Raw genomic sequence first — 24369 nt, 5'->3', positions numbered from 1 at the left:
CCGCATCAGACTGAAAGCCGCAACCGCGCCAGATCCCGCGATGGTGGCGCGCCGAACAAGCGGCTGTACTCGCGGCTGAATTGCGAGGGACTTTCATAGCCCACCCGATACCCCGCCGCCGAAGCTTCCAGCCCTTCGGCCAGCATCAAGCGCCGCGCCTCTTGCAGGCGCAACTGCTTCTGATATTGCAACGGACTCATCGCCGTCATCGCCTTGAAGCGGTGATGCAGGGTCGACACGCTGAGGTTCACCTCTTTGGCCAGATCATCGATGCGCAACGGCTGCTCGAAATTGCCATTGAGCCATTTGATTGCCTGACTGATGCGATGACTCTGGCTGTTGGTAATCGCAATCTCGTACAAACGATGGCCCTGCGGACTGCGCAGCAGGCGATAGAGAATTTCCCGGCGGATCAGCGGCGCGAGCATGGCGATGTCTTTCGGTGCATCCAGCAGACGCGCCAGACGCAGCACCGCATCAAGCATGGAGCTGTCGATCTTTTCGACGTAAAGACCACGGCCGGTGGGCCGAGTCGGCACGCCCATGGGGCCGGCGTCGGCGATCAGCGCGGTGATTTCTGCCGGGTCGATGTCCAGTCGCACGGCGAGGATCGGTTCCTCCGGGGAGACATTGACCACGCGCCCGCTCAGCGGCATCGAAACCGACACCACCAGATAATTCAGCGGATCGTAATTGAAGAACTCGTCGGCCAGCCGCACCTCTTTGCGGCCCTGCGCCATGATGCACAGCGCCGGTTGCGCGAGCACCGGGGCGAAGTCATGGGACCGGGTGTGGCGCGACATGTACAGCGAACCGATGGCAGTCTGGTAGCTGCCATCGTCGGTGGTGTTGCGGCGAATGATCGCGGCCAGCTCCGCACGCTGTTTTTCCATGTCGGCGCTGGGTTCGGCTTGAAAACGATCGAATGACGTCATGCACGGCATCCTCGGCAGGAGAGGTGGAATGATGCAAAGCATATGTTTGTGCAAGCGCCAGCGGTAGACACATCCTGCCAAATGCTTGCCTGATCCTGCCTGGAGCTGCTTGCGTGCCTGCGTCGAGACAACCTTGTAGGAGCTGCCGAAGGCTGCGATCTGTTGATCTTCAAGGCAAAAATCAAAAGATCGCAGCCTTCGGCAGCTCCTACACAAAACGCGTATGACAGACACGTTGCGCGGATTACAGGTTGTTACAGGTCGTCTGCGCAGTCTCGCAGGATTGTGCAAAGCGAAGGCAGGAATCGACTAACGGCGCAGGGGCCCAGGCCCTTAATCTTTGCTTCAGTCGCAGCCCGTTCCCGGCTGTCACACGATTCCATCGGAGGGTTAATCATGTCCAAGCACATGCCTGTCAGTCATATGGCCTTCGTTCGTGCACAAGCCGGGCGTTCGGCGGAACTCGGTGTACGCCTGAGCGCGTTGATCGAAGTGTCGCGCGCGGCGCCCGGTTGCCTGAGCTTTTCGTTGCAGCAATCGCAGTGCGATGCCGAGCTGTGGCTGGTCAGCGGATACTGGAGCAGCCAGCAGATGATGACCGCGTATTTCAACAGTGCGTCGATGGAAGTCTTTGCCGAGCTGGTGCAAGACCTGGTGGTCAACAGCCTCGACTTTCACACCTTTAGAGACGTGTCGGCGGCGCAAGCGCTCGGTCAGTGTCCAGCGCCGGTACACAAACTCGCCGGTTGAGGGTTTAATGTCCGGCTTAATTTGTCTGAGCCAGGATCCGCGACATGGCACGTAAAGAATTTGAACGCTTCGAAGCAGTTTCCGCAGTCGTCCCCGTCGAGTTGGGCGGCAACAAGGGCTATTACGCGGCTATCGCGGTCAAGGCCCTGGTCGATGGCGGCGCCCCACGCTTTCATAAACTGCTGGATGAGCAGATCTTCCCCGGCGCCATCGCTGCCGACGAAGCGGCCATCAACGAGCTGGATAAACTCCACGGCGTCACTGACGACGCCGAGTTGATCTGGTAACGCGTTACTGGCCTGCGCCCGGACGCCACATCTTGAACAGGGCTTCGGGCCCGACCTGGAAATAATCCGCCGGCCCGCCGCCGCGCAGAATCGGTTCTGCTGCGGCGGTGTCGTAGATGCCGTCCTTCAACAGCCGTTTCGCGATATGCACGGCGACCACTTCGCCGAGAATCAGCCAGCTCGGCACGGTGGCGCCATCGGCGCGTTGCAGTTGAATGATCTGCGTGACCTTGCACTCGAAGGACACCGGGCTCGCGGCCACCCGCGGCACGGAAATCACCTTCGATGCCACGGTCGTCAGGCCCGCCAACTCGAACTCGTTGACCTCTGGCGCGACCATCGCGCAGCTCTGGTTCATCTGCTCGGCCAGCGGCCGGGTAGCCAGGTTCCAGACGAATTCACCGGTCTGTTCGATATTGTTCAAGCTGTCTTTGCGCCCGACGCTGGAGAAACCAATGATCGGCGGAATGTAGTTGAAGGCGTTGAAAAAACTGTACGGCGCCAGGTTCAGTTGGCCCTGGGCATCGTGCGAAGAAATCCAGCCGATGGGCCGCGGACCCACGATAGCGTTGAACGGATCGTGGGGCAGGCCGTGGCCGTTGGCCGGTTCGTAGAAATGGATGTCATCAGGCATGACGGGTGTATTCCTCAGGCTGCGTTCGAGTGCAGCCATAGTGCCAGACACAAGCCCCCTGCAGGAGCTGCCGCAGGCTGCGATCTTTTGATTTTGTCGTTCAAGATCAAGATCAAGATCAAGAGATCGCAGCCTGCGGCAGCTCCTACAAGAGGCTGCGATCTTTGATTTTTGTCGTTCAAGATCAAAAGATCGCAGCCTGCGGCAGCTCCTACAGGGGCTGCGATCAGTCAGTGACGATGCGCGAGTGCTTCTGCGTGTCTTTCATGGTCACGTACACCAGCAACGACACGGCGATGCATGCCGTGACGTACCAGTAGTAGCCGGTCTCCATGCCAATGCTTTTGAACCACAGCGCGATGTATTCAGCGGTGCCGCCGAAGATCGATACGGTCAGTGCATACGGCAGGCCGACGCCCAGGGCGCGGATCTCGGTCGGGAACAGCTCGGCTTTTACCACTGCGTTGATCGAGGTGTAGCCGCTGACAATGATCAGCGCCGCCATGATCAGGAAGAACGCGCCCCACCAGGTCTGGATCGTGTGCAGGGTCATCAGGATCGGCACGGTGAAGATCGTGCCCAACACGCCGAAGGCGATCAGGATCGGACGACGGCCGATCTTGTCGGAAAGGCCACCGATGATCGGTTGCAGGCACATGAACAGGAACAGCGTGGCGGCCGAAATGGTGGTCGAGTCGGAAATGCTCATGCCGACGGTGTTCACCAGGTATTTCTGCATGTAAGTGGTGTAGGTGTAGAACGCCAGCGTGCCGCCCATGGTCAGGCCAACCACGGTCAACAGCTCTTTGGGGTGGCGCAGCAAGGTGCGCATCGCGCTTTCCTTGGCTTTTTCTTTCTTGGTGAACGACTCGGTTTCTTCCATGCCGCGACGCAGATACAGCGCCACCACTGCGCACAGCGCGCCAATGGCGAAAGGAATGCGCCAGCCCCACGCGTACAGCTCTTCGGTGGTGAGGAAGTTTTGCAGCACGATCAGCACACCGAGCGCGATGAGCTGGCCGGAGATCAGGGTCACGTACTGGAAACTGGAGAAGAAGCCACGGCGATCGCGGGTTGCCATCTCCGACAGGTAAGTCGCCGACGTGCCGTACTCGCCACCGACCGATAGGCCCTGCAGCAGACGCGCAAAAATCAGCAGGATCGGAGCGCCGATGCCGATGGTTTCATAACCGGGGCTGAGCGCGATGATCAGCGAGCCGAAACACATCAGGTAAACCGAAGCCATCAGCGCTTTCTTGCGCCCGACCTTGTCCGCGTACAAGCCCATCAGCCAGCCGCCAATCGGGCGCATCAGGAAGCCTACGGCAAAGATCGCAGCGGTGTTGAGCAGTTGGGCAGTGGTGTCGCCTTTGGGAAAGAAGGCTTTGGCGAAGTACAGCGAGAAGGCGGCATAGACGTACCAGTCGTACCACTCGACCATGTTGCCGACCGAACCACTGAAGATCGATTTGATGCGATTGGCGGTGGTTCTTTCTTTAACCGGCGCGGCAGCCGACCCGACAGGCAGGGCGTTGGAGTTATCCATTGAAGGATCCTTCATTTAATTGTTTTTGTGGAGCGCGTTGGAACGCAGCCTGCGAGGGCTATAGCAGGAGCTGTGCCAACGGGGAGAGGGCCGGTTTAGAGGGGGTGACGGAAACGCGTGAGCGGAAATCCGCCTATTCGATTGTGTCAGTAAGCGGATTGCCGCCGAAAATGATTTTTCGGCGGCACGTTCCAAGGCTGCGTCGTCAGTGGAGCATCGAATGGAGGTTTCTCAATCTGCCAATCGTAGCGTTTGTCGCTTGCGCCATGCTTTCGCGAGAAACACCGTCACCTTTGCCGAAAAGCTTCACAAGCATTTTGTTGTGATGGGTAGAGTCCCGATTGGCAGCATCGAAACTGGCGTTGACTTCCTCCAAGCCCCGATCCAGAAGATCGATCAACTGAGGGACATATCCGCGCAGGCTCGCGAGTTTCTGCTCCATTGCGGGAGTCATTCCATTTCTTGCCCTTTCAGCTTCGTAAATGATTTCCATGGCTCCGCTCACAACGCCTATCATTGCGCCGATCTCCCCGGCCAGCGGGGTGTCGTGTAATTTCATTGCCGCGGAGCCGGCTAACGGGATTGCCACATTGAGCCCTTTGATCGTGTTCAGTTCAGTCGGATCCTTGACACCATCAAACGTTTTTTTCCATTTCAGGGCAGCGTACCCGAACAGATCCGCGCTTCTGTATTCCCGTTTCTGCATGACCTTCTCAGGGTTCAATTTGCGTGATTTGAGGGCGATGGAAGTCGATATACCCCGCTTTTCCAGAACATAATCGATGGCCAGACTGGTTGCCGCTTTTGCGCCAAAACCGAGAGAGACGCCAAACGCGGTACCGACGGGGCCGAGGCCGGTACCCAGCACTCCGGTCAGCGCACCAACGCCTATGCCGACGCCATAGCTGACCGTTTGTTTAGCAACGAACGCTCCGCTGCGTTTGGCGATGCTGCCCGCCAGCGCACTGCCGGAATGCAGATTCTTGACCTGCGAGGAGACTGCGCTGACACGCTGATCGAGAATTTTCAGAAACTGGAAATGTCGTTCTATCGCTCTGGACAGGTTGGCGTTCGCCGACTGCTTGCGTAGCTCGCTTGCGCTACTGGCTTTGCGGGCATCGCGTTCCGCTTTGGTCTCCACCCCGAAGCGTGTTTGGCCATCATGGTCGACATAGGAAAGGGGATTGTTTCCAACGAAGCCGTAAAGATTCAGCCCGTCTACCGCGCCGGCAAGGTCGGGACTGATCCAGCGTTGCAACCAAGGCGCGTAGTAACGTGCACCGTAGTAATACAGGCCACTGACATCCATCTCCTTGCCGGAGTATCGGATGAATTTGTACGGCGCTTCGATTGCCGAGCGGGCCGCCATCCACGCGGTCCCACCGAAGGGGTAATAGCCTTCATGAGTGATTACCGCTGCCTGGTGATCCACTTCCATGACGCACGAGCCCAGCGGGTCATGCAGGCTATAACGCAGTTGAAACTCATCGACGCCCGAGGGTGGGCTCGCCACCCATTTCAGGCAGCGAACGTTGCCCAGGGTGATGACATGCAGTTCTTCGCCGTTATGCTGACGGCGGATCTCCAGCCCTGGCAGATAGCGAACGTCCCGGAAGTGGTTGATCGCGCCAGCGTATCTGTTCAGACGTTTATAGACTCGCGAGCCTTGGGAGTACCGGTACACTTCATCGTCGTCGGAGCTTTCATCGCGATGCACCAGCGTCACTTTGGCCAATTCCCCAAGTGCGGTCCACAGCATCGGCTGACCGGGTTGCACGGCTAGCAGATTTCCATTCAGGTCAAACAGTTTGCTGAAGTCTGGCTCGGGATCACCTTCGGTCCAGCGTATGCCCCGATTACTGATCGGTTCGATGCGCATATGGCGAGTGTATTGCTTGCCGTCGCGCTGATGGCGCAGTTCCGTCAGGTTGCCCCCGTGATCGTATGTGTAAGTCTGGACGTAGTTGCGCCGATCGTCAGGGTGAGTGGGCGAGGGCAGGCCGGGGATGTCGGAGGGAGGGCAATCGTCGTACCCGGTAGCGGAGTGCAATCGGTACAGTGAGTCGTAGATGAATTCGCGCCGACCATCGACTCGCTGGTTGCGGAAAAAGGTCGGGACAAACGTTCGGTCGAACGCACAGGTGAGATTGCCTACCGGATCATACTCATACGAAACATCCTGTAGGGGCGGCTGCTGACCGACCTGCGCCGTGTGTTGATACAGGCGGCCATCGGCCTCGTGATAGCGCCAGGTGCTTGTGACGTTATTGCCATTCTTTTGCTCGATCATCTTTCCGCTGGCATCGTACTGCGTATCCAGCATCAGCTCTTGCCAGCCGGGTTGCCCTCTGACCTGTAATTGAACGGATTGGAGTTGCTGGGCGATATCGTAGCGTGAGCGGCGGCGATGGCCACCGGCATCGGTTTGTTCTAACACTGCGCCATCAGGCCCGAGCACCCAATAGCTGGAGAATGCCTCGCCGTCATGAAACGTTCGGGTTTCGCATAATGCAGCCCCCGACAAACTGAAACTGGCGAATTTCAAGCTGCCCGAGGCATCGGTTTGTTCAATCAACTGCCCGCGCGAATTTACATCAGCCTCGGCAGATGCATCGGCATAAAAAAAGCTGTCGACATCCCCAATGGCACTTTCCTCGATGGCTACCATGCGCAGTTGATCGTCGTAGTCGATTCGCCAGTGACTGCCGCGACCATCCCAGCATTGCAGAGGGAGGCCCGCCAATCCCGGCAGTGTCAGTCGCCAGCCGGCGTCAGCGCTGGATACTTCAAGTGGCAAGCCGCTCAAGGCGTAGACAGTGGAAATCGCAGGGTTTTCCAAACGAGGATCGCTTTGTGCTACCAAGCGTCCAGGCACATCAAAATGCTGGCGCTTGATCAGCGCGATTGCCGGTTCGTGTGGCAACGTGCGCAAATAATCAACCACACGCACAGTACCGCCGCGGCTATCCTTCGCCGCCAGGGTGGGCGTGCGCCGATGAGCGCGTATGTTCGACGCTCTGTGGCCAGAGGATATTCGTAAGGAGCTACCTCTGTCGTGAACACTGTTCGACAACTCAGCGACCGCAGACACTGTGTTGCGCTTGAACGGTCGCTCGGCCATCGCGTCTTCCCCTGCAAGATCAGAGTCGCGTGTGTCACTCTATCCACTCCAACGACATCCGTAACCTGACAGAGTTGACAGGGGGGAGGCGGGCTTCACCGGTACTCACGGGCTGACAAACATCTCCCGACTCAACCCATGCCGCTGCATCTTCTCGTTGAATGTGCGGCGCGGCAGTTGCAGTTCTTCAAGCACCGCTTTGACATCGCCCTTGTGTCGCGTCAACGCCGCGCGCAGGCATTGTGCTTCGAACGCTTCCTGTTGCGCGGCCAATGACTGACCCGGATCAATCCCCGGTGCCGGTTCGTCCAGCCCCAGCACTTGCCGCTCGGCAACGTTCGCCAGTTCACGCACGTTGCCTGGCCAGTCATGGCTGAGCAAATGGCTCAACTGCGCGCCGCTCAACGGCGGAAATGTGCGCCCCAGACGTTGCGCGGCACTCTGGGCGAAGGTTTCGAAGAGCAGCGGAATATCTTCGCGGCGATCACGCAGCGGCGGCAAGCGCAGTTCAGCGACATTCAGCCGATACGCGAGGTCTTCGCGAAAGCGGCCGGCGCGCGCCTCGTCGAGCAGATCGGGTTTGGTCGCCGCAACGATCCGCAGATCCACGCGAATACTCTGATTCGAGCCCAATCGTTCGAGCTTCTGTTCCTGCAATACCCGCAGCAATTTGACCTGTTGAGCCAGTGGCATGCTTTCGATTTCATCGAGGAACAGCGTGCCGCCATCGGCGTATTCGAGCTTGCCGATGCGTTTGCCCGAGGCGCCAGTAAACGCGCCGCTTTCATGGCCGAACAGCTCGGCTTCAAACAATTGTTCAGGGATGGCCGCGCAGTTCAACGCCACAAACGGCTTGTTCGCGCGCGGGCCGAAATCGTGCAGGCAGCGGGCGACGAGTTCCTTGCCGCTGCCGGTTTCGCCACGGATCAACACGTTGACCGGCAACGTCGCCAGATCCAGTACCTGCCGGCGCAAGGTTTGCAAACTGCGCGAAACGCCGAGCAATGTCGCATCGAGTCGGGCGCGGTTATCGGCCTGTGCGTGCAAGGCGCGGTTTTCCAAAACCAGCCGCCGCTTGTCGAGCGCGCGGCGCAAGCTGCCGAGCAGGGTCTCCGGGCTGAAGGGTTTTTCGAGGAAGTCGTACGCACCGTCGCGCATCGCCTCGACCGCCATTGGCACATCGCCGTGGCCGGTGAGCAAAATCACCGGCAGGTCGGCATCGCGTTTCTGCACTTCAGCGAGCAACGCCAGGCCTCCGATGCCGGGCATGCGCACGTCGCTGAGAATCACCCCGGCAAAATGCGCGGGCAGGGCGGCGAGGCAATCTTCGGCGCGGCTGAACAACTGCACCTCGAAGCCCGACAGGCTCAGCCATTGTTCGACCGCGCTGCGAATGCTGCTTTCGTCATCGACCACCATCACCGCGTTGAGCATCAAATGTGCGCCTCCAGATCAATCGGCAGCGTCAGGCTGAACACTGCGCCACTGTCGCCATTCTCGGCGCTCAGGCGACCGCCGGATTCATGCACGATTGCGAACGACACCGCCAGGCCCAGTCCCAGCCCGTCACCCACGGGTTTGGTGGTGAAGAACGGGTCGAACACCTGGTCGAGATGCGCTTGGGCAATCCCGCCGCCGTTGTCGATCACGCTCAGCCGCCACAGTTGTTCGTCGGCCTCCAGGCGAATTTCCAGGCGTTTGCAGGCTTTGCCCTGCATCGCATCAAGGGCGTTGCGCAGCAGATTGATCAATACCTGTTCGAGGCGGATCGCATCGCCGCGCACCCACGCCGGACGGGTCAGATGCAGCACCAGACTGACCTGTTCGTCGCGCAGCCGTGCGTCGAGCAACTGTAACGATTGATCGACCACCGCGGCCAGATCCAGGCGCTCGCGCAGACCACTGGGGCTCTTGCGGGCGAAGGTCTTGAGATGGCCGGTGAGGGCCGCCATGCGCGTGAGCATGTCGTCCACCGGCTTCAGCGCTTTGTACGCATCGTCGACGCGGCCATGGTCGAGCAGCAGGCGCAAGGTTGCCAGTTGCATGCGCTGAGCGGTGAGCGGTTGATTGATTTCATGGGCCAGCGCCGCCGACATCTGGCCAAGCGCGGCAAGTTTGGCCGATTGCACCAGACCCTCCTGCGCCGTGCGCAAGTCGCGGGTGCGTTCTTCGACCAGTTGTTCAAGCTCCTCGCGACTGCGCTGGCGCATCTTTGCCAGCCGCCAGCGCTGGTTGAGGAACAGCAGCAAAAATACCAATGCCAGCCACACGCCAGCGGCCGCGAGCCCCGCGTTGCGCAAATCCTCGAACGCTACCTGCGGCCGACGCAGCAAGTGCAGGGTCCAGCCTTCGGCAGTCAGCGGCAGCGATTCCCACAAATAGTCCGCCGTGCCTTGCGGGCCTTCGACCCGGCGCAGATCACTATTGTCGTCGAAGCGGCGCAACGGCAGATGCGTCAACGGCACCAGCGATTGTTTGTCGTACTGGCGGGTGGCTTTGATCTCGGCCATGTCGCTGGCGCTCAGCGGCCGCAACGCGCGATAACGCCAGCCGGGCTGGTTGGCGATAAACACAATCCCGCGCGCGTCACTGACCAGCAGGGTGTCGCTGCCCTGGCTCCATTCGCGCTCAAGCTCGGGGAATTCCAGCTTGACCACCATCGCCCCGAGGAACTGCCGGTTGTCGTCGAGTACCGCGCTGGACAGGAAGTAACCGGGAATGCCGCTGGTCACGCCCACCGCGTAAAAGCGCCCGGTGCCCTGCGTGCGCGTCTGGCTGAAATACGGGCGGAAACCATAGTTGTGGCCGACATAACTGCTCGGCAAGCGCCAGTTACTCGCGGCCACCGCCAGGCCAGTGTGATCAAGCAGTTCAAGGGTTGAAGACTGCGCGGCGCCGTTGATCTTTTCCAGCTTCAGGTTAAGCGCCGCTTGCTGTTCGGCATCGACCGGACCGGCCAGCGCTGAACGCAATTGCGGATCCAGCGCGAGCACTGCGGGGAGCGCGCGATAACGATCGATCAGGGTGTGCAGGGAGTTGGCGTACAACGCCAGTTGCTGATTGGCACGCACCGCGTCCTCTTCCAGCGCCTGACGTTCGGCGTGACGGATGGCCAGGGTTGCGGCGAGCACCGTGCCGGCAACAATAAGCAAGGTATATAACGACAGACGCAGGGTACGGGAAGTCGGCAGCATGCTGGGCGCAAACAGTGAGGAAAGTCGGGGCGAGACCATAGCATGGCCCCGGCCCGAAACGATAAGCACCGTAGCGCGTTAGCTCTTTCTACCTGTGCAGCTTCTAAGTGTGCGCGTACGAGAGGGATCGTCTCGCCGAAACGCGCTGGTCTGGGCTCCAATAAAGGAAGTCGAACTTCTGCGCGACGAACCTGAGTCATCCATGGGGCGCATTCGGGATATTTTCTCGAGCATGCCCATGCTTCGCCAAGTGATCCCGGCCAACTCTTCCGCCTCCAATATCTGGTCATGCAAAGCGTCCAATGCCTTCCTCGTCGGGTTTTCCTTTAATTGCAGCTTGGCGATCAGCTGTTCTGTGGTGTCCAGCGCTGCCCCAGCCCGCTTGTCTTTGTCTGCCTTGAGCTTGGTGCCCCTCAACTCATCAACGAGTCCGCCCACCACTGGCCCCAGAATCATCCCGCCCACGGTCGCAGCCAAGGTGACGCCGACGGTGGCGAGGTTGAATACTCGGTTGGCATTCTGCGTGACATCGACGGGCGGCAATGCGCCACCGCTGTTCGGGTCCCATGTGCCGGGCGGAGACCAGATGGGATTGAACAGCGAGGCGTGCAGTGCCAGTTGTGCCGATGCAGTCAAAATGGCGCTGACGACGGCTGCGTTGGCAGGCGATGATGTGCCGACAGGCAGCAGGGCTATTCCGACTCTGGAGTTGACGGCTGTCAGCGCGGCCGACTTGACCCGCTCGCGCCACGTTTGCTCAGGTTGGGGGGGAAGGTGCCCGGGGGGGTTGGCCTGGGGATCGGTCACCGGATCTGGCGCTCCGGCGGTTGATGAGGACGGTCGGCGTGAGGAGCCGGGAGTAGGCATCGCAATGCTGGTTTGTGCAGGTACTTTGGTCGCGCCTTGCTGGTCGATAAAGTTGATCGGGTTGTTACCGGTCATGCAATACAGATTCAACCCATCGGCGATTCCGTGTCGGTCCGGTTGCGTCCAGCGACCCAGCCACGGAGCGTAATAGCGTTCGCCATAATAATAGAGCCCGCTGCGATCCAGTTCCTTGCCGCTGTACCGGATGATTTTGTAGTCGACTTCGATATCAGAGCGCAACGTGAAGGCGGCTGTGGCGCCGAACGGAAAGAATTGCTCGCAGCTGATCATCTGCGCACGCTGATCAAGTTCGATCAGACATGAATTCAGGTGATCGTTCAGGCCATACCGCAATTGCGTACTGCCAACGTTTGCCGGATCGCTCTGCCAGTACAGGCAGCGCACAGTGCCCGCTCCGGTCATGACGGTGATGGCATGCAGCTCTTCGCCATTGTCCTTGCACGAGATTTCGAGCCCGGGCAGGTAACGTACCTGGTGAAAGTGGCGGGCATTCCTGCCGTAGTGATCGTGGCGTTTGCAGACTCTCACGCCCTGGCTGTACCAGCAGTGTTCTGCATCTTCCTGACCGTCGGAGCGGGAGATCATTTCCACTGATTGCAACTGATCGCGGCTGTTCCACCGCAACGGCTGGCCCGGCAATCGTTCCAGCAGGTTGCCGTGCGGATCAAACAGCCGGCTGAAATCCGGAGGCGGATCGTCGGATTCGTGCAGTACGCCTCGATTGCTGTGAGGGTCGATGAATATATGGCGGGTATGGCTTGCTCCCTCACGCACATGAATGATCCTGGTCAGATTGCCGCCGTCGTCATATTCGTAGGTTTGACGGTAGTTGCGCAGGTCTCTGGGATCACAGGATTGCGGACGGGCCGCGGTTTTTGACTGTGCGGCGGCACTGCACCCGGTGGCGCTGCTCAATTGATAGATGGAATCGTAGGTGAAGGTACGCGTGCCGTCGCAGCGCTGATTAGCAAAAAAAACCGGTTTGACGGCGGCATCGAAGATTCTGGTGATCATCCCCACAGGATCGTATGTGTATTCAAAGTCCTGAATGGGCGGTTCGTTGCCTTTGTGCGCCCATTGCCTGACGAGGCGGGAATTGGCCGGGTCGTAGTGCCAATGAACGCTGACGCCGTTGCCAATCTCTTGCAAGACAAGCTGTCCGGCGGCGTTGTATTGCGCGTTGAGCAGCACCCACCAATCCTCGATCCGGTCTCTTAAAGTCAGACGTGTGGCTTTGAGTTGCCCGGCTTGATCGTAAAACATCGTCTGTTGATGCTGGCCGGCATCCGCAAGCGCTACGACCGCACCCAGCGGACCATAGGTGCGTTGGCTGGTGAACGATTTATTATCGTGAAAGGTTCGGGTCTCTCGCTGGGGGTGGCCGGCGAGGCTGTAGCTGTGCACTTCTGCGCAGCCTGAAGGATCAGTCAGGCGCTGATGTCGTCCCCGCAGATTGTTTCCGGCATCCGCCGAGGCATCGGCGTATTCGAATAATTCATCGTCCTGGGGGATGGCTGTATTGGTTACGCTCAGCACGCGCATTAGCCGGTCGTAAGTCATGAGCCACACCGCATCGCGCTCATCCCAGCGCTGCACTGTCTGGCCGGCCAGCCCTGGCAGACTCAAACGCATGCCGGCATCGACGCTGTCTGTTCTCAATGGCTGATCCAGCAATGAGTAGGTTGTCACGAGACAGGGGCTGGGCAGACGTGGGTCCCGTTGGGCAACGCTGCGGCCGGCCAGATCATGCTCCATGCGCGTGACCCGGGTCACGGTTATGTTATCGGCATTATCGCGCCAGTAGTCGACCCGCCGTACGGTCAGCCCACGACTGTCAGTGACGGTAAGGGTTGGCGTACGGTGATGGAGTTGCTCATGCTCAGGGCTGTTCTTCTGCAGTGTCGTTGAAATCCTCGCTGATCTGATACCAGGGGTGATAAGTCTCACGGGAAAAATGCCCCATGGCATTGGTCAGTTGCACCTCGCGGCCGAGCACGTCATAGAACAATTGATCGAAATAGCCATGTTCTCGCAGGGAGGCGTCGTTGACGTAGCGATAGGTGTCGGCGAAGAACGGGCGGAACTTGCGCACCGGCAAGCCCTTGTTGTTGTATTCGACCCGAGCGCTGATGCGCCAGCGCGAGTCGGCGAAGACTTCACGCAACTCGTCGCCGTCGACGATCAGCGTGCCGTCGACATCCACCGCATACGCCATGCCAGGATCCACCAGTTGCTGGGTTTGCAACTCGCGGCCAAAGCCGTCAAAGCAGGCTTTGCTGATCTGAATCTGCGCCGGCACGGGGTCGTCCGGGTAGCGATCAGCGGTGAGGATGACGCTGTGCACCGGTACCCTTTCCACGTTGGCAATCACTTCGCTCAAAGCCTGATCTGCGGCATTCAATGCTCCTCGTCGCTCAAGCCGCTGGCGCGCGCTGGCACAAATGTGGCCGCTGGGCAACACATCGCCGCTTGCCACCCAAATGGCGAGCAGTTCGGGGCTGATGTCGGCTGGCAGCAGGCCCATCCAGCTGAAATAATCCTTGCGCAGGGTCGTGGCGGCGCATTGGATGGCGGCTTGCGGATTGCTGATGGCCGGCCCCGGCAGCAGGTTTTCGGGCCGTTCGAAATCACTCAGCGCACGGAAACCGGCGGCGACCCCGTTCTCGGTGCCGTAAAAGCTCAGCGCAAGCGGCTGGCCCGCAGCGTCATAAATGACCTCTTCGGTATTTTCGTTGGCATCGAGAATGCTGGAAGGCAATGACGTGTGGTAGTCGTGCGTGACCGAGGTCGTGCAGCCGTCTGGCAATTCGACACTCCGGACCTTGAGCTGAAAATCGTCGTACTGGATTTTTGTCACGCCGTGGCAAGGCGTTTCGTTGTATTCCCGCACTTTGAAGAAACCGCCGACGTCGGCGTATTTGGCGAAGTTGTAGGTGGTTGACCACAGGTTGTCAGCTTCGCTGGGTGGCGATGTTTCGAAAAAGAACTTCATCGACTTATAACCGAGTTCTTTCAAGGCTACACGTATGTCGAAGGGCGGCGGCACAACGTCATAGGCGGCGAGTGCCGTCTCGTCCATTTGTGCCAGCTCCAGAGGACCGGACAACGCCTCATACTCGGCCTCGCCACTGTCCAGCACGGACTGATCCGAAGTTTTCAGATAGCGCTGTTCTGACTGTTGTGTCAGCGTGCGCAGCGCATTCCATTGAGTCGAATCCTGATGCAGGGTCAATTGCTCGAACGACACCTCCCCGGGGTTGAGCCCGTTCGGAAGGTTGCCTTTGGGCAAGCGCAGGGCATTGCCACGCATCTGCCAGGCCAGCCCCAGCCGTCGCTGCGTATCGGTGTCCAGATCAATGAATCGCGAGCGACTTTCGTTGATGTAATACGACTGCTGCGCCTCATCATGAGCGTCGCACCACCAGCGTTGTTCATCGACGTCCTCAAAGGGCGGCGCATCCGTCACGGTTCGGCGGCGGGCATAACTGACGACCAGTGAATGAGTCAGCGCGCCATAGGTGTTCCAGCGCAATCCCAGTTCATGGCGACACAAGGGATCATCAATAAATTGCTCGTACTGGTAGCTGATTTTTTCCAGCGACAGCGGCAGGATGATCGCATCGGGATAGTGAGCGCCCTTGGGCCGCACCTCGCGCACCAGATAGCGATATTCTTCTATCGTGTAGGGTTTTGCCGTCAACGGAGGATCTTCGGCGTTGTAGATTTCGGTCCGCATGAGCGTGCCGGACATGCCCCGGGCGATTTCATACGGAAGAACACTGTCCGGCGCCGGCGTGAGAGGGATATCGCGCTCCTGCAGCGCGTCGTATCGGGTGATCACGGTGGCGCCCAGCGGCACGGCTTCGTCATCGCCGGCGAAGTAACCGGTGCGCGGGCGGTTCATGAACTGGCCGATGATATACCAGCTGCAGGCACGAATCGGCGCGGTGAAGCCGGTGTCCTCAGTCGCTGTCTGGCGCTCGCTGTCGGTTTGTTCCAAGTAGCCGAATCCCCGGTATTCGCGGGCCCAGGGGTCATAGTAACCTTCGCGGTAGTTGAAACTCTGGCTCAGGCGATTGCCGGTGATTTCGTCCAGTTGGAACTGTTGCTTTACCACTTGAACATTGAGTGGCATGTGGCATACCGGCACGCCCTCGGGATTGGCGGCAAGCCATTGCTGTTTTTCGTCCAGCCATTCCTGCGCGGAACTGCGGTAGACGATGCTGGCGCTGCAGCCCATGTTGTTGTTGCTCGACCTCATCAGATACGGTTTGGCCGCAACAAAATCGTAACGCCAATGGCGCGGCTTCATGTGCGGCACGGTCAGAATCAGGCTGGCGCAGCCCAAGCCTTGCAGGTCGGCGAATGTCACCTCGCAGGTTCGCTCGTACTGCACGTCCTCAGGCCAACGTATGCGTATCGGATCGGTTGCCAGCCTGTTGCCGCCCTGATTGAGGTAGATATCGAAGGTTCGGTCATTCAGGTAAATCAGCGCTGGCGCACCTGAACCGTCGAGGTCGGCAATACGTATCCGCGCGGCGTCAAAGGTGCTGTATTCGAAGACCGGCCCGCTAAGCACACGACCCTTGCCGAACTTGCCAAAGCCCAGATTCGGCCAGCATTTGATTTCGTCGTGACGGATGCGACACAGCTCGGTGGTATCGCTGGCCAGCAGATTGCCGAACATCACCACCTCGCTGCGGGCATTGCTGAATAGCGGAAGGCGATCATCGTCGGGGTCACGCAGGACTTCTTCCGCTTGCTGGAAACCCTCTTCAACGTTGCTGCGATAAAATCGCACGGACCGTGGCCCGATCAAGGCGACCGACATCAAGCCTTCGTTGGCCAGGTCGCCGAACTGGGCAAATGCCCCGAAAAGTTCTGTGGGGGTTTTGCTGAACGTCTTGAATTCGGACCAGCTTCGATCCGGGTTCATTGAGCGTATCCCCGCGAACCCGGGTTGCGCCGTGAGCCAGTCGAAGCGTCCGCTGCCCGATAGGGACGTGAGTATTTGCATCACCGGTTTTTTACTGTTGATGACCGGGATTTTGTCCAGCACCGTCCAAGGTCCGTAGGCGATGTGATCGGGTCCGGATTTTCCACGAACCGGCTCGCGATAAAACCAGGCCTGGTCATAGCGGCAGAGAAAACCCGACACGCCCTCGCCATACAGATCAACGCACTGATAATGCCGACCATCTCCGATCCCCGGCATGTTTTCCTCGGCAAACAAGCGCGTCGGCGTTTGATTGAGTTCCAGCGGCGCGTACTCGAACTGTACGGGCGGGGACAGTTCCACATCGTCATCGCCACCGGGGCCCCAAGCCTGGTAATAAGCTGAAGTGAGCTGACTGTAGCTCCAATCGGCAATGTGCTCGTTGTACTTGAGCAGCAAGCGGCGAACCAGCACCGGGTCGGGGCCCAGTTCGGTGGGGAAGTAGTGAAACATCAGCACTTGTGCGCAGCGTCTGCGCGTAGCGATTTCAAAGCCGTGGCCGAACGCCGAGCTCGCATCGGGGCGAACCGGGCAAGGCTGCGTGTTCGGGACGTCATATTCCGGTTTCACGCTCAGCGATGTGCTGCGTTCGCCGTAGTCGAACAGCAGATGAAAGTGCCAGTCCAGCTCGCCGGGATCTTCCATGCTCCAGGAATACAGGTCCTGACTGGCTTTGAAATTGCCGTAAAGCACCCGGCGCAAATAGCGCTGCGACCGGTAATCGCGAAAGTCGTCCGCATCCGCTTCATCGGGTTTGTATTCGTAATAAATGTGTTCGCCATGGGCGGTCATGGTTTCACAGAGCAACCATGTCGCCACGCGAAGCGGGTCTTGCGGGTCAGCGACCCGTGAATCAGCGGTTTTGCCGTACAGGTGCAACGAACCATTGGGGCCAGAAATCAACCAGAAGGTCGGCAGTTTTTTTGTCGAGTCTGTCGGGTCCATCCCCTCCCAGCGTTCTCTGAGGCTGAAATCGCTTTCGACCTCGGGCGTGTAGCGCACCACGGTGTGACGGCCGATTTCCTTGCCGTTAAACGTCGTTTCGATTCGGCTCTTCAACGAGCCATCGACATTGCGCTCTCTGGTACAGATCTGCTGATCGTGACCTACGATTTCGTCATCGTCGTCATAGCGCGGCGTGCCCTTGTTGGTTCGACGGCTGATTTGGCCATGGCCCATGCTCCAGCCCAGACCGAGCGGACCATTGCCCGACTGACTGTTATAAGTCATTGCCAACTGCGGATCGGCACCGCGACCACCGGAAACGGGAAGTGGCAATTGAAACGATGCTCCACCCGTGGGCCCGACGTTATTGAAGCCTTGGCCGGTCATGGTGAACGAAGAGCTTTTGGCAATGGAAGGGGTGGGGATATTCAATTCTTGATCGGCCATGGGTCCATCCGTTGCGCACAGGCGAAGATGGAGTAACGCTATCAAGTCGCGGGCAGAACGTAACCTGTCAGATCTGACAGGTGAAGACGCGTTTTTTAGATCAATAAAGTATTTGTTTTTGTTTATTCATAACCATTTATCACTGTACGGATAAAGAAAAGGCCGGGCACCTTGCGATGGCCCGGCCGTTTCAAAGGCGTAAAGCGCTTACTGCACTTCAACCGCCAGGCTTTCGATGATCTTCTGTTGCCAGATAGCCGGACCGGTGATGTGCACCGATTCGCCTTTGCTGTCCACCGCAACGGTGACCGGCATGTCCTTGACCTCGAACTCGTAGATCGCTTCCATGCCCAGCTCGGCAAATGCCAGCACTTTGGACTTCTTGATCGCTTGGGCAACCAGGTAAGCAGCACCGCCCACCGCCATCAGGTACACGGCTTTGTTGTCCTTGATCGCTTCGATCGCGGTCGGGCCGCGCTCGGACTTGCCGATCATGCCCAACAGGCCGGTCTGCTCAAGGATCTGCCGGGTGAACTTGTCCATCCGCGTCGCGGTGGTCGGGCCAGCCGGGCCAACCACTTCGTCACCAACTGGATCAACCGGGCCGACGTAGTAGATGAAGCGACCCTTGAGGTCTACCGGCAGGGTTTCGCCCTTGTTGAGCATTTCGACCATGCGCTTGTGCGCGGCGTCGCGACCGGTGAGCATCTTGCCGTTGAGCAGGACGGTTTCGCCCGGCTTCCAGCTCTGCACGTCTTCCGGGGTCAGGGTGTCGAGGTTGACACGACGGGCCGACGGGCCGGCTTCCCAGACGATTTCCGGATAGGCGTCCAGCGGTGGCGCTTCCAGCGAGGCCGGGCCGGAACCGTCGAGCACGAAGTGCGCGTGACGGGTGGCGGCGCAGTTGGGGATCATGCACACCGGCAGCGAGGCAGCGTGGGTCGGATAGTCCATGATCTTCACGTCGAGCACGGTGGTCAGGCCACCGAGGCCCTGGGCGCCGATGCCCAACTGGTTGACCTTCTCGAACAGCTCCAGACGCATTTCTTCGATGCGGTTCTGTGGGCCGCGGGCCTTGAGTTCGTGAATGTCGATGGATTCCATCAACACTTCCTTGGCCATCACCGCGGCTTTTTCGGCGGTGCCGCCGATACCAATGCCGAGCATGCCCGGCGGGCACCAGCCGGCGCCCATGGTCGGAACGGTTTTGAGCACCCAGTCAACGATCGAGTCGGACGGGTTGAGCATGGCCATTTTCGACTTGTTCTCGGAACCGCCGCCCTTGGCCGCCACGTCCACTTCCACGGTGTTGCCCGGGACGATGGAGTAGTGAATCACGGCAGGGGTGTTGTCCTTGGTGTTTTTACGAGCGCCCGCCGGGTCGGCGAGGATCGAGGCACGCAGGACGTTTTCCGGCAGGTTGTAGGCGCGACGCACGCCTTCGTTGATCATGTCGTCCAGGCCCATGGTGGCGCCATCCCAGCGCACGTCCATGCCGACGCGCACGAACACGGTGACGATACCGGTGTCCTGGCAGATCGGGCGGTGGCCGGTGGCGCACATGCGCGAGTTGATCAGGATCTGCGCCATCGAATCACGGGCCGCTGGCGATTCTTCGCGCAGGTAGGCTTCGTGCATCGCCTGGATAAAATCCACCGGGTGGTAATAGGAAATGAACTGCAGGGCGTCGGCAACGCTCTGAATCAGGTCGTCTTGCTTGATCACGGTCATGAGTCGCGCTCCTCTAAAAAACGGTGGGGCAGCTACAAGCTTCTAGCTTCGAGCGGCAAGTTAAAGCAGTACGCGGACAGCTTGAGCTTGAGCTTGCCGCTTGAAGCTTGCGGCTCGTAGCTGTCCCTCTGTGGCGCGACGCTAAAAAGGCGCGGCAGTATACCGCGCATCAAAGGGGCGTACACGCGCCGGCAGTCATTCGTTGGTCGCATGAGTTGCCCCAGTCCCAGTAGGAGCTGCCGCAGGCTGCGATCTTTCGATCTGTTTTCAAGGTCAAGATCAAAAGATCGCAGCCTGCGGCAGCTCCTACGGGTAATACATGAGTTTTTGACGTCAATTTTCGAGCCCGAAAATCGGTGGTCATTTAGCGACCGGGCCTCTAAAGTGGCATCCGGTCTGTAGAGTAGGACACTCGGTCAGCCTCCTATCGCACGGTGAGTCAACGATTGACCCATAACGCCATTCAACGCCTTTTGCTCAAACGCTTTGCCCTCGCTGCGGCCACCTACGGATTGGCTTTGCTGCTGCTGTGGCTGGCGTTTTTCACCGGGCATTACCAGCAACCCCTGAGTGGCGTGGCCATCGGCAGCGCCCTGGTGGTGATCAGCCAGGCGACCCTGTTCGGGCTGTTTTGGAGCGGACGCAATCAGCGCTTCGCCGACCCCAGCCTGACTGAAGTGCAAGTGTTGATGGGGCTGGGCTGGCAGACCTGGCTGATTGCCCATGTCGACGAGGCGCGCGGCGCGTTCCTGGTGTTTTATGTGCTGATTCTGCTGTTCGGCCTGTTCCATCTCACCCGGCGGGTGTTCATCCGCTGCGCGCTGCTGGTGTTCTTCAGTTTTTCTGCAATTACCCTTTGGGACGCCTACCACTTCCGACTGGCCGAGCCTGCGCTCGCGGCATTGCAGGTGTGCATTCTGGCGATGGTGCTGGCGTGGCTGGTGCTCTACGCGCGTTTTGTTCAGGTTTCCCGGCAACGTCAGCGTCAACGCCGCTTTGCCTTGCAGGCGCATCAAGACACCTTGCGCGGAATGATGCGCCAGCTCGAAGACCTGGTCGCCACCGACGAGTTGACCGGGTTGTTCAATCGCCGCCACTTCCTGCGCATCGCCTCGCGCGAGCTGAATGCGCTGGACAGTGACGTGGTGCACGGGCTGGCGCTGATCGATCTGGATCACTTCAAACGCATCAACGACCTGCACGGCCATGCGGCCGGCGATCAGGTGCTGCAGGCGTTTGCCGCTGTGGCGCAAGCGTGCCTGCGCGACGGCGACGTGCTGGCGCGCTACGGTGGCGAAGAATTCGTGGTGTTGCTGCCTGACTGCGATGCTGAACGGCTGACGGCGTGTTGCGAGCGTTTGCGCATCGCCTTCACCGAAGTGGAATTGATGGGCCTGCAAGTACGCAACCTGAGCCTGTCGGCGGGCATGACGCTATTGGCCGTCGGCGATGATCTGGACGAAGCGTTGCAGCGCGCCGATCAGGCGCTGTATCGGGCCAAGCGCGATGGGCGCAACCGCTGCGCGGCCGCGTGGGAGAACGTCGATGCCTGAACTGCGTGTCGGTGATCGACACTGGACAGTAGCGGCGGGCAGCAATCTGCTCGATGCCTTGAACCAGAACGGCGTCGCCGTGCCCTACAGCTGTCGTGCCGGCAGTTGCCATGCGTGTCTGGTGCAATGCGTACAAGGTGTGCCAACGGACAATCGTCCGGACGCCTTGAGCGCTGAACAGCGCGAGCAAGGCTGGCGACTGGCGTGCCAATGTCAGGTGGCGGAAAATTTGCAGGTGCACACCTTCGACCCGCTCGCCGACGGTCGCCCGGCAACTGTTGAGGCGCTGGACTGGCTCAGCGACAGCGTCCTGCGTCTGCGCCTGGCCCCGCAGCGGCCACTGCGCTACAGCGCCGGGCAACATTTGGTGTTGTGGATCGGCCACATCGCTCGCCCGTATTCGCTGGCGAGCCTGCCGGAAGAAGACCGCTTTCTCGAGTTTCACCTTGACTGTCGCCAGCCGGGCGAATTCGTTGATGCGGCGCGAAAGCTGCAGATCGGCGACGCGATTCGCCTCGGTGAACTGCGCGGCGGCGCCTTGCATTACGACCCGGACTGGCACGGTCGACCTCTGTGGCTGCTGGCCGCCGGTACGGGTTTGGGACCGTTGTTCGGCGTGTTGCGTGAGGCCTTGCGCCACGATCACCAAGGCGCCATTCGCGTCATTCACCTGGCCGATGACGCTCGCGATCACTACCTGGCCAAACCCCTTGCGGCACTGGCTGCACAACGGGAAAACCTCAGCGTCGAGCTGTGGACGGCGGCCGAGTCAGCCGCCGCTTTGGCGCAACTGCGCCTTGTTTCCCGCCAGACCCTGGCCTTAGTCTGCGGCTCGACGGCCAGTGTCGATGTTTTCGCCAAGCGTCTGTTCCTCGCCGGATTGCCGCGCAATCAGCTGCTGGCCGATGTGTTTCTGTCGCGCGGTTAAGCGCTGAATTTTTGCGGATTGATGACGTTGTGGCGAGGGAATTTATCCCCGATTGCGCGCGCAGCGCTCACAAAATATCAGGGCCGCTGCGCAGCCCATCGGGGATAAATCCCCTCGCCACATGACCCCGTCAACCAGTCGATTTCCTTGAGCCGACTACTGTTGAGACACGCCATGACCGAAGCCATTGTGCTGGAACGCGAACGCGGTTTGCTGACCCTGCGTTTCAACCGCCCGGACAAGAAAAACGCGCTGACCCGCGCCATGTACAGCCGCCTCGCCGAGGCATTGAAACAGGCCGACAGCGATCCTGAAATCAACGCCGTGCTGATCACCGGCAGCGCCGAATGTTTCACCGCCGGCAACGACATCGCCGACTTCGTCGAACAACCGCCGAGCGATCTCGACAGCCCGGTGTTTCACTTCATGCTCAACCTGCTCGAGTGCCGCAAACCGGTGGTCGCCGCTGTTGCGGGCGCGGCGGTGGGCATTGGCACGACACTGTTGCTGCATTGCGATCTGGTCTACGTGGCCCGCGATGCGCGCTTGCGCATGCCGTTCGTCAATCTTGGCTTGTGCCCGGAGTTCGGCTCCAGTCTGATCCTGCCGCGGATGCAGGGGCAGGCCAAAGCGGCTGAGTTGTTGTTGCTTGGTGAGGGTTTCAGTGGTGAACAGGCTGCGCAGTGGGGCATTGCCACCGAAGCGTTGAGCAGCGGTGCGGCGGCGGTGAGCAAGGCGCGGAAAATGGCCCTGCGCTTCGACGAGCTGCCGGCCGAAGCGGTGCGCATCAGCAAACAATTGATGAAAGCGCCGGATCGCGAGTTGATTCGCCAGGTGATCGAGGAGGAGGGCGTGTTGTTCACCCAGCGTCTGAAGTCGCCGGAAGCGGTGGCGGCGTTGAACGGATTCATAAACCGACACTAAAAGATCGCAGCCTGCGGCAGCTTCTACAGGGGAATGCGATCATGTAGGAGCTGCCGAAGGCTGCGATCTTTCGATCTCTCTGATGCAAAAAGCCCCGGCAATTACATGCCGGGGCTTTGCTTTTTTGTGGGGGGCGGTGATACGGCTTCAAGCGTGATAACGCACGATAATTCCCTTTGAATCGGAAATTCCACCAACGTAAATTTTGTCATTAAGCAATAACACAGACACAGCGGCATCGGCGGCGCTGCTCAAGCGTGTGCGGGCCCAACCAAGTCCATCATTGAAGTTGGTATCCAGTTGTCCGGACTCATGAAAGCGGGCAACGACGATGTCGAACGTGAAGGTGTTCTTCCTTTTGTCGATGGTACCAGCGACGACAGACTTTCCGTCGGCAGCGATTACCAGGGCTCGGAAGATAGTACCGTTGTCTGCCAGTCGTGTATTCAAGGGCTTGCCATCATTGAATGTTGGATCAAACTCGCCCTCCGCAGTGAGCCTCAATAATTGAGCAGTATACGGATCGTGCACCGAGTAACCGACACTCGAAAAGTATCCATCTGGCATGGGAGCCATGGATACGGCGCGGCAACCTCCGGGCAATGCGTCTTGCTCATGGATAATCCTGAATCCCTGCGGACCAAACGTACTGTCGCTTTGGCCCTCGCTACTGTAACGAGCAAAGAAAGTCTTTACAGGTTTACTATCCAGGCAGAACACGCCGCCGCAGGCCAGGTATCTGCCGGATGAATCGACAGCGACGCTTTGAATTTGCGTCTGTCCGGTTTCGAAACCGGGAGCGATCACGGGCAGGACGCCTTTGGTGGCAAAACCTGTGTCAATGAGCCCGTTTGCGTGCGTGCGAATGATCACACCGTAGCTGGGAGCACCAAACCGGAAAAAGTAATGCGTCAGCAGGATTTTTTCGTCGTCCAGCTTGTTCAAGATGCATGCGTGGTTGAGATCTTTCATTGAGTTTGTTGACAATCCCACTGGGCGATTCGTACAACCCTTTGCTTCGGGAGGCCCAGGAATATGGAGAACAATTCTGCCGGTACCATTCAATCCAAATGTCGGATCAAAAGCTCCCTGCAAGTCCAACCGAGCTAGAGCAGGGAAAGGGTCTGTACCGATGTAAGCGCTACCCGCTAACACCAATTTATCGCCTGCCAGCATAAGACTTGCACCGTAACTGGCGTCATCTTCGAATTTGCCAATCACATAGCCGTTGTCACCGAACTCCCGGATGACGTCGCCATTTACGCCCAAGGCAACAACAAAGAAATTTGCCATCTGTTGAATCGATACGGTTCCGCACGCGAACACGGAGCCATCAGGGCCATTGATCACTGATGAGATATCCGAAGCTTCGCTGTTGGGAATGGCAATTTTCGCCACGCCATTGACAGCAAATTCAAGATCGATTTTTCCGGACATGTTGCGAATATGAGTCTTATCCGACGTTGTCATTTTTATGTTCTCTATGAATG

Annotated in this window: 15 protein-coding genes; 5 read left to right on the top strand and 10 right to left on the bottom strand. The window is 59.1% G+C overall.

What is annotated here, in order from left to right; genetic code table 11:
• Nucleotides 1–5: 5 nt before the first annotated feature.
• Complete coding sequence (locus tag EL257_RS21255; RefSeq protein WP_126365936.1) at nucleotides 6–935, bottom strand: AraC family transcriptional regulator; 930 nt, start codon at nucleotides 933–935, stop codon at nucleotides 6–8.
• Between the two features lie 396 nt (nucleotides 936–1331).
• Here EL257_RS21255 and EL257_RS21250 point away from each other — a divergent pair, with 396 nt between their 5' ends.
• Both EL257_RS21250 and EL257_RS21245 read left to right on the top strand, forming a co-directional pair.
• Nucleotides 1332–1685: a putative quinol monooxygenase gene (locus EL257_RS21250; RefSeq protein WP_126365934.1), complete on the top strand. Its 354-nt coding sequence runs from the start codon at nucleotides 1332–1334 to the stop codon at nucleotides 1683–1685.
• Between the two features lie 44 nt (nucleotides 1686–1729).
• A complete protein-coding gene (locus EL257_RS21245) occupies nucleotides 1730–1972 on the top strand; it encodes a hypothetical protein (protein WP_126365932.1) in 243 nt (80 codons plus the stop codon).
• 4 nt (nucleotides 1973–1976) lie between these two features.
• Here the strand turns inward: EL257_RS21245 and EL257_RS21240 are convergent, their stop codons facing one another.
• The 8 genes from EL257_RS21240 to EL257_RS21205 all read right to left on the bottom strand — a co-directional run bounded on the left by EL257_RS21240 (nucleotide 1977) and on the right by EL257_RS21205 (nucleotide 19474).
• The gene (locus EL257_RS21240) at nucleotides 1977–2606 is read right to left on the bottom strand and encodes a flavin reductase family protein (RefSeq protein WP_126365930.1); all 630 of its coding nucleotides are present in this window, start codon (nucleotides 2604–2606) and stop codon (nucleotides 1977–1979) included.
• Between the two features lie 226 nt (nucleotides 2607–2832).
• On the bottom strand, nucleotides 2833–4152 hold the full coding sequence (locus EL257_RS21235) for an MFS transporter (RefSeq protein WP_126365928.1): 1320 nt from the start codon (nucleotides 4150–4152) through the stop codon (nucleotides 2833–2835).
• A gap of 205 nt (nucleotides 4153–4357) precedes the next feature.
• The gene (locus tag EL257_RS21230; RefSeq protein WP_126365926.1) at nucleotides 4358–7273 is read right to left on the bottom strand and encodes an RHS repeat-associated core domain-containing protein; all 2916 of its coding nucleotides are present in this window, start codon (nucleotides 7271–7273) and stop codon (nucleotides 4358–4360) included.
• 105 nt (nucleotides 7274–7378) lie between these two features.
• A complete protein-coding gene (locus EL257_RS21225) occupies nucleotides 7379–8707 on the bottom strand; it encodes a sigma-54-dependent transcriptional regulator (RefSeq protein ID WP_126365924.1) in 1329 nt (442 codons plus the stop codon).
• Complete coding sequence (locus EL257_RS21220) at nucleotides 8707–10467, bottom strand: sensor histidine kinase (protein WP_126365922.1); 1761 nt, start codon at nucleotides 10465–10467, stop codon at nucleotides 8707–8709. The genes EL257_RS21225 and EL257_RS21220 overlap by 1 nt, the downstream gene beginning before the upstream one ends.
• Before the next feature lie 78 nt (nucleotides 10468–10545).
• Nucleotides 10546–13110, bottom strand: a complete 2565-nt coding sequence (locus EL257_RS21215; protein ID WP_172604510.1) for an RHS repeat domain-containing protein — start codon at nucleotides 13108–13110, stop codon at nucleotides 10546–10548.
• 124 nt (nucleotides 13111–13234) lie between these two features.
• Complete coding sequence (locus EL257_RS21210; protein ID WP_126365918.1) at nucleotides 13235–17743, bottom strand: SpvB/TcaC N-terminal domain-containing protein; 4509 nt, start codon at nucleotides 17741–17743, stop codon at nucleotides 13235–13237.
• 207 nt (nucleotides 17744–17950) lie between these two features.
• A complete protein-coding gene (locus EL257_RS21205) occupies nucleotides 17951–19474 on the bottom strand; it encodes a fumarate hydratase (RefSeq protein WP_126365916.1) in 1524 nt (507 codons plus the stop codon).
• A gap of 446 nt (nucleotides 19475–19920) precedes the next feature.
• Between EL257_RS21205 and EL257_RS21200 the strand changes: the two genes are divergently transcribed.
• The 3 genes from EL257_RS21200 to EL257_RS21190 all read left to right on the top strand — a co-directional run bounded on the left by EL257_RS21200 (nucleotide 19921) and on the right by EL257_RS21190 (nucleotide 22879).
• Entirely contained in the window at nucleotides 19921–21027 is a 1107-nt protein-coding gene (locus EL257_RS21200) for a sensor domain-containing diguanylate cyclase (protein WP_126365914.1), read from the top strand.
• The gene (locus EL257_RS21195) at nucleotides 21020–21955 is read left to right on the top strand and encodes an iron-sulfur-binding ferredoxin reductase (protein ID WP_126365912.1); all 936 of its coding nucleotides are present in this window, start codon (nucleotides 21020–21022) and stop codon (nucleotides 21953–21955) included. The genes EL257_RS21200 and EL257_RS21195 overlap by 8 nt, the downstream gene beginning before the upstream one ends.
• Before the next feature lie 174 nt (nucleotides 21956–22129).
• Nucleotides 22130–22879, top strand: a complete 750-nt coding sequence (locus tag EL257_RS21190) for an enoyl-CoA hydratase-related protein (RefSeq protein ID WP_126365910.1) — start codon at nucleotides 22130–22132, stop codon at nucleotides 22877–22879.
• A gap of 147 nt (nucleotides 22880–23026) precedes the next feature.
• Here EL257_RS21190 and EL257_RS21185 read toward each other — a convergent pair whose 3' ends face one another.
• On the bottom strand, nucleotides 23027–24349 hold the full coding sequence (locus EL257_RS21185; protein ID WP_126365908.1) for a hypothetical protein: 1323 nt from the start codon (nucleotides 24347–24349) through the stop codon (nucleotides 23027–23029).
• Between the last annotated feature and the right edge of the window lie 20 nt (nucleotides 24350–24369).

Source organism: Pseudomonas fluorescens, assembly GCF_900636825.1.
In the GTDB taxonomy this organism is placed as follows: Bacteria; Pseudomonadota; Gammaproteobacteria; order Pseudomonadales; family Pseudomonadaceae; genus Aquipseudomonas; species Aquipseudomonas fluorescens_BG.
This window is presented reverse-complemented; position numbering and strand designations above follow the sequence as displayed.

Bases quoted from the DNA above. Each gene is read 5' to 3' on its own strand.
- EL257_RS21255 (WP_126365936.1), bottom strand. From the start codon at position 935: ATGACGTCATTCGATCGTTTTCAAGCCGAACCCAGCGCCGACATGGAA.
- EL257_RS21250 (WP_126365934.1), top strand. From the start codon at position 1,332: ATGTCCAAGCACATGCCTGTCAGTCATATGGCCTTCGTTCGTGCACAA.
- EL257_RS21245 (WP_126365932.1), top strand. From the start codon at position 1,730: ATGGCACGTAAAGAATTTGAACGCTTCGAAGCAGTTTCCGCAGTCGTC.
- EL257_RS21240 (WP_126365930.1), bottom strand. From the start codon at position 2,606: ATGCCTGATGACATCCATTTCTACGAACCGGCCAACGGCCACGGCCTG.
- EL257_RS21235 (WP_126365928.1), bottom strand. From the start codon at position 4,152: ATGGATAACTCCAACGCCCTGCCTGTCGGGTCGGCTGCCGCGCCGGTT.
- EL257_RS21230 (WP_126365926.1), bottom strand. From the start codon at position 7,273: ATGGCCGAGCGACCGTTCAAGCGCAACACAGTGTCTGCGGTCGCTGAG.
- EL257_RS21225 (WP_126365924.1), bottom strand. From the start codon at position 8,707: ATGCTCAACGCGGTGATGGTGGTCGATGACGAAAGCAGCATTCGCAGC.
- EL257_RS21220 (WP_126365922.1), bottom strand. From the start codon at position 10,467: ATGCTGCCGACTTCCCGTACCCTGCGTCTGTCGTTATATACCTTGCTT.
- EL257_RS21215 (WP_172604510.1), bottom strand. From the start codon at position 13,110: ATGGAGCATGATCTGGCCGGCCGCAGCGTTGCCCAACGGGACCCACGT.
- EL257_RS21210 (WP_126365918.1), bottom strand. From the start codon at position 17,743: ATGGCCGATCAAGAATTGAATATCCCCACCCCTTCCATTGCCAAAAGC.
- EL257_RS21205 (WP_126365916.1), bottom strand. From the start codon at position 19,474: ATGACCGTGATCAAGCAAGACGACCTGATTCAGAGCGTTGCCGACGCC.
- EL257_RS21195 (WP_126365912.1), top strand. From the start codon at position 21,020: ATGCCTGAACTGCGTGTCGGTGATCGACACTGGACAGTAGCGGCGGGC.
- EL257_RS21190 (WP_126365910.1), top strand. From the start codon at position 22,130: ATGACCGAAGCCATTGTGCTGGAACGCGAACGCGGTTTGCTGACCCTG.
- EL257_RS21185 (WP_126365908.1), bottom strand. From the start codon at position 24,349: ATGACAACGTCGGATAAGACTCATATTCGCAACATGTCCGGAAAAATC.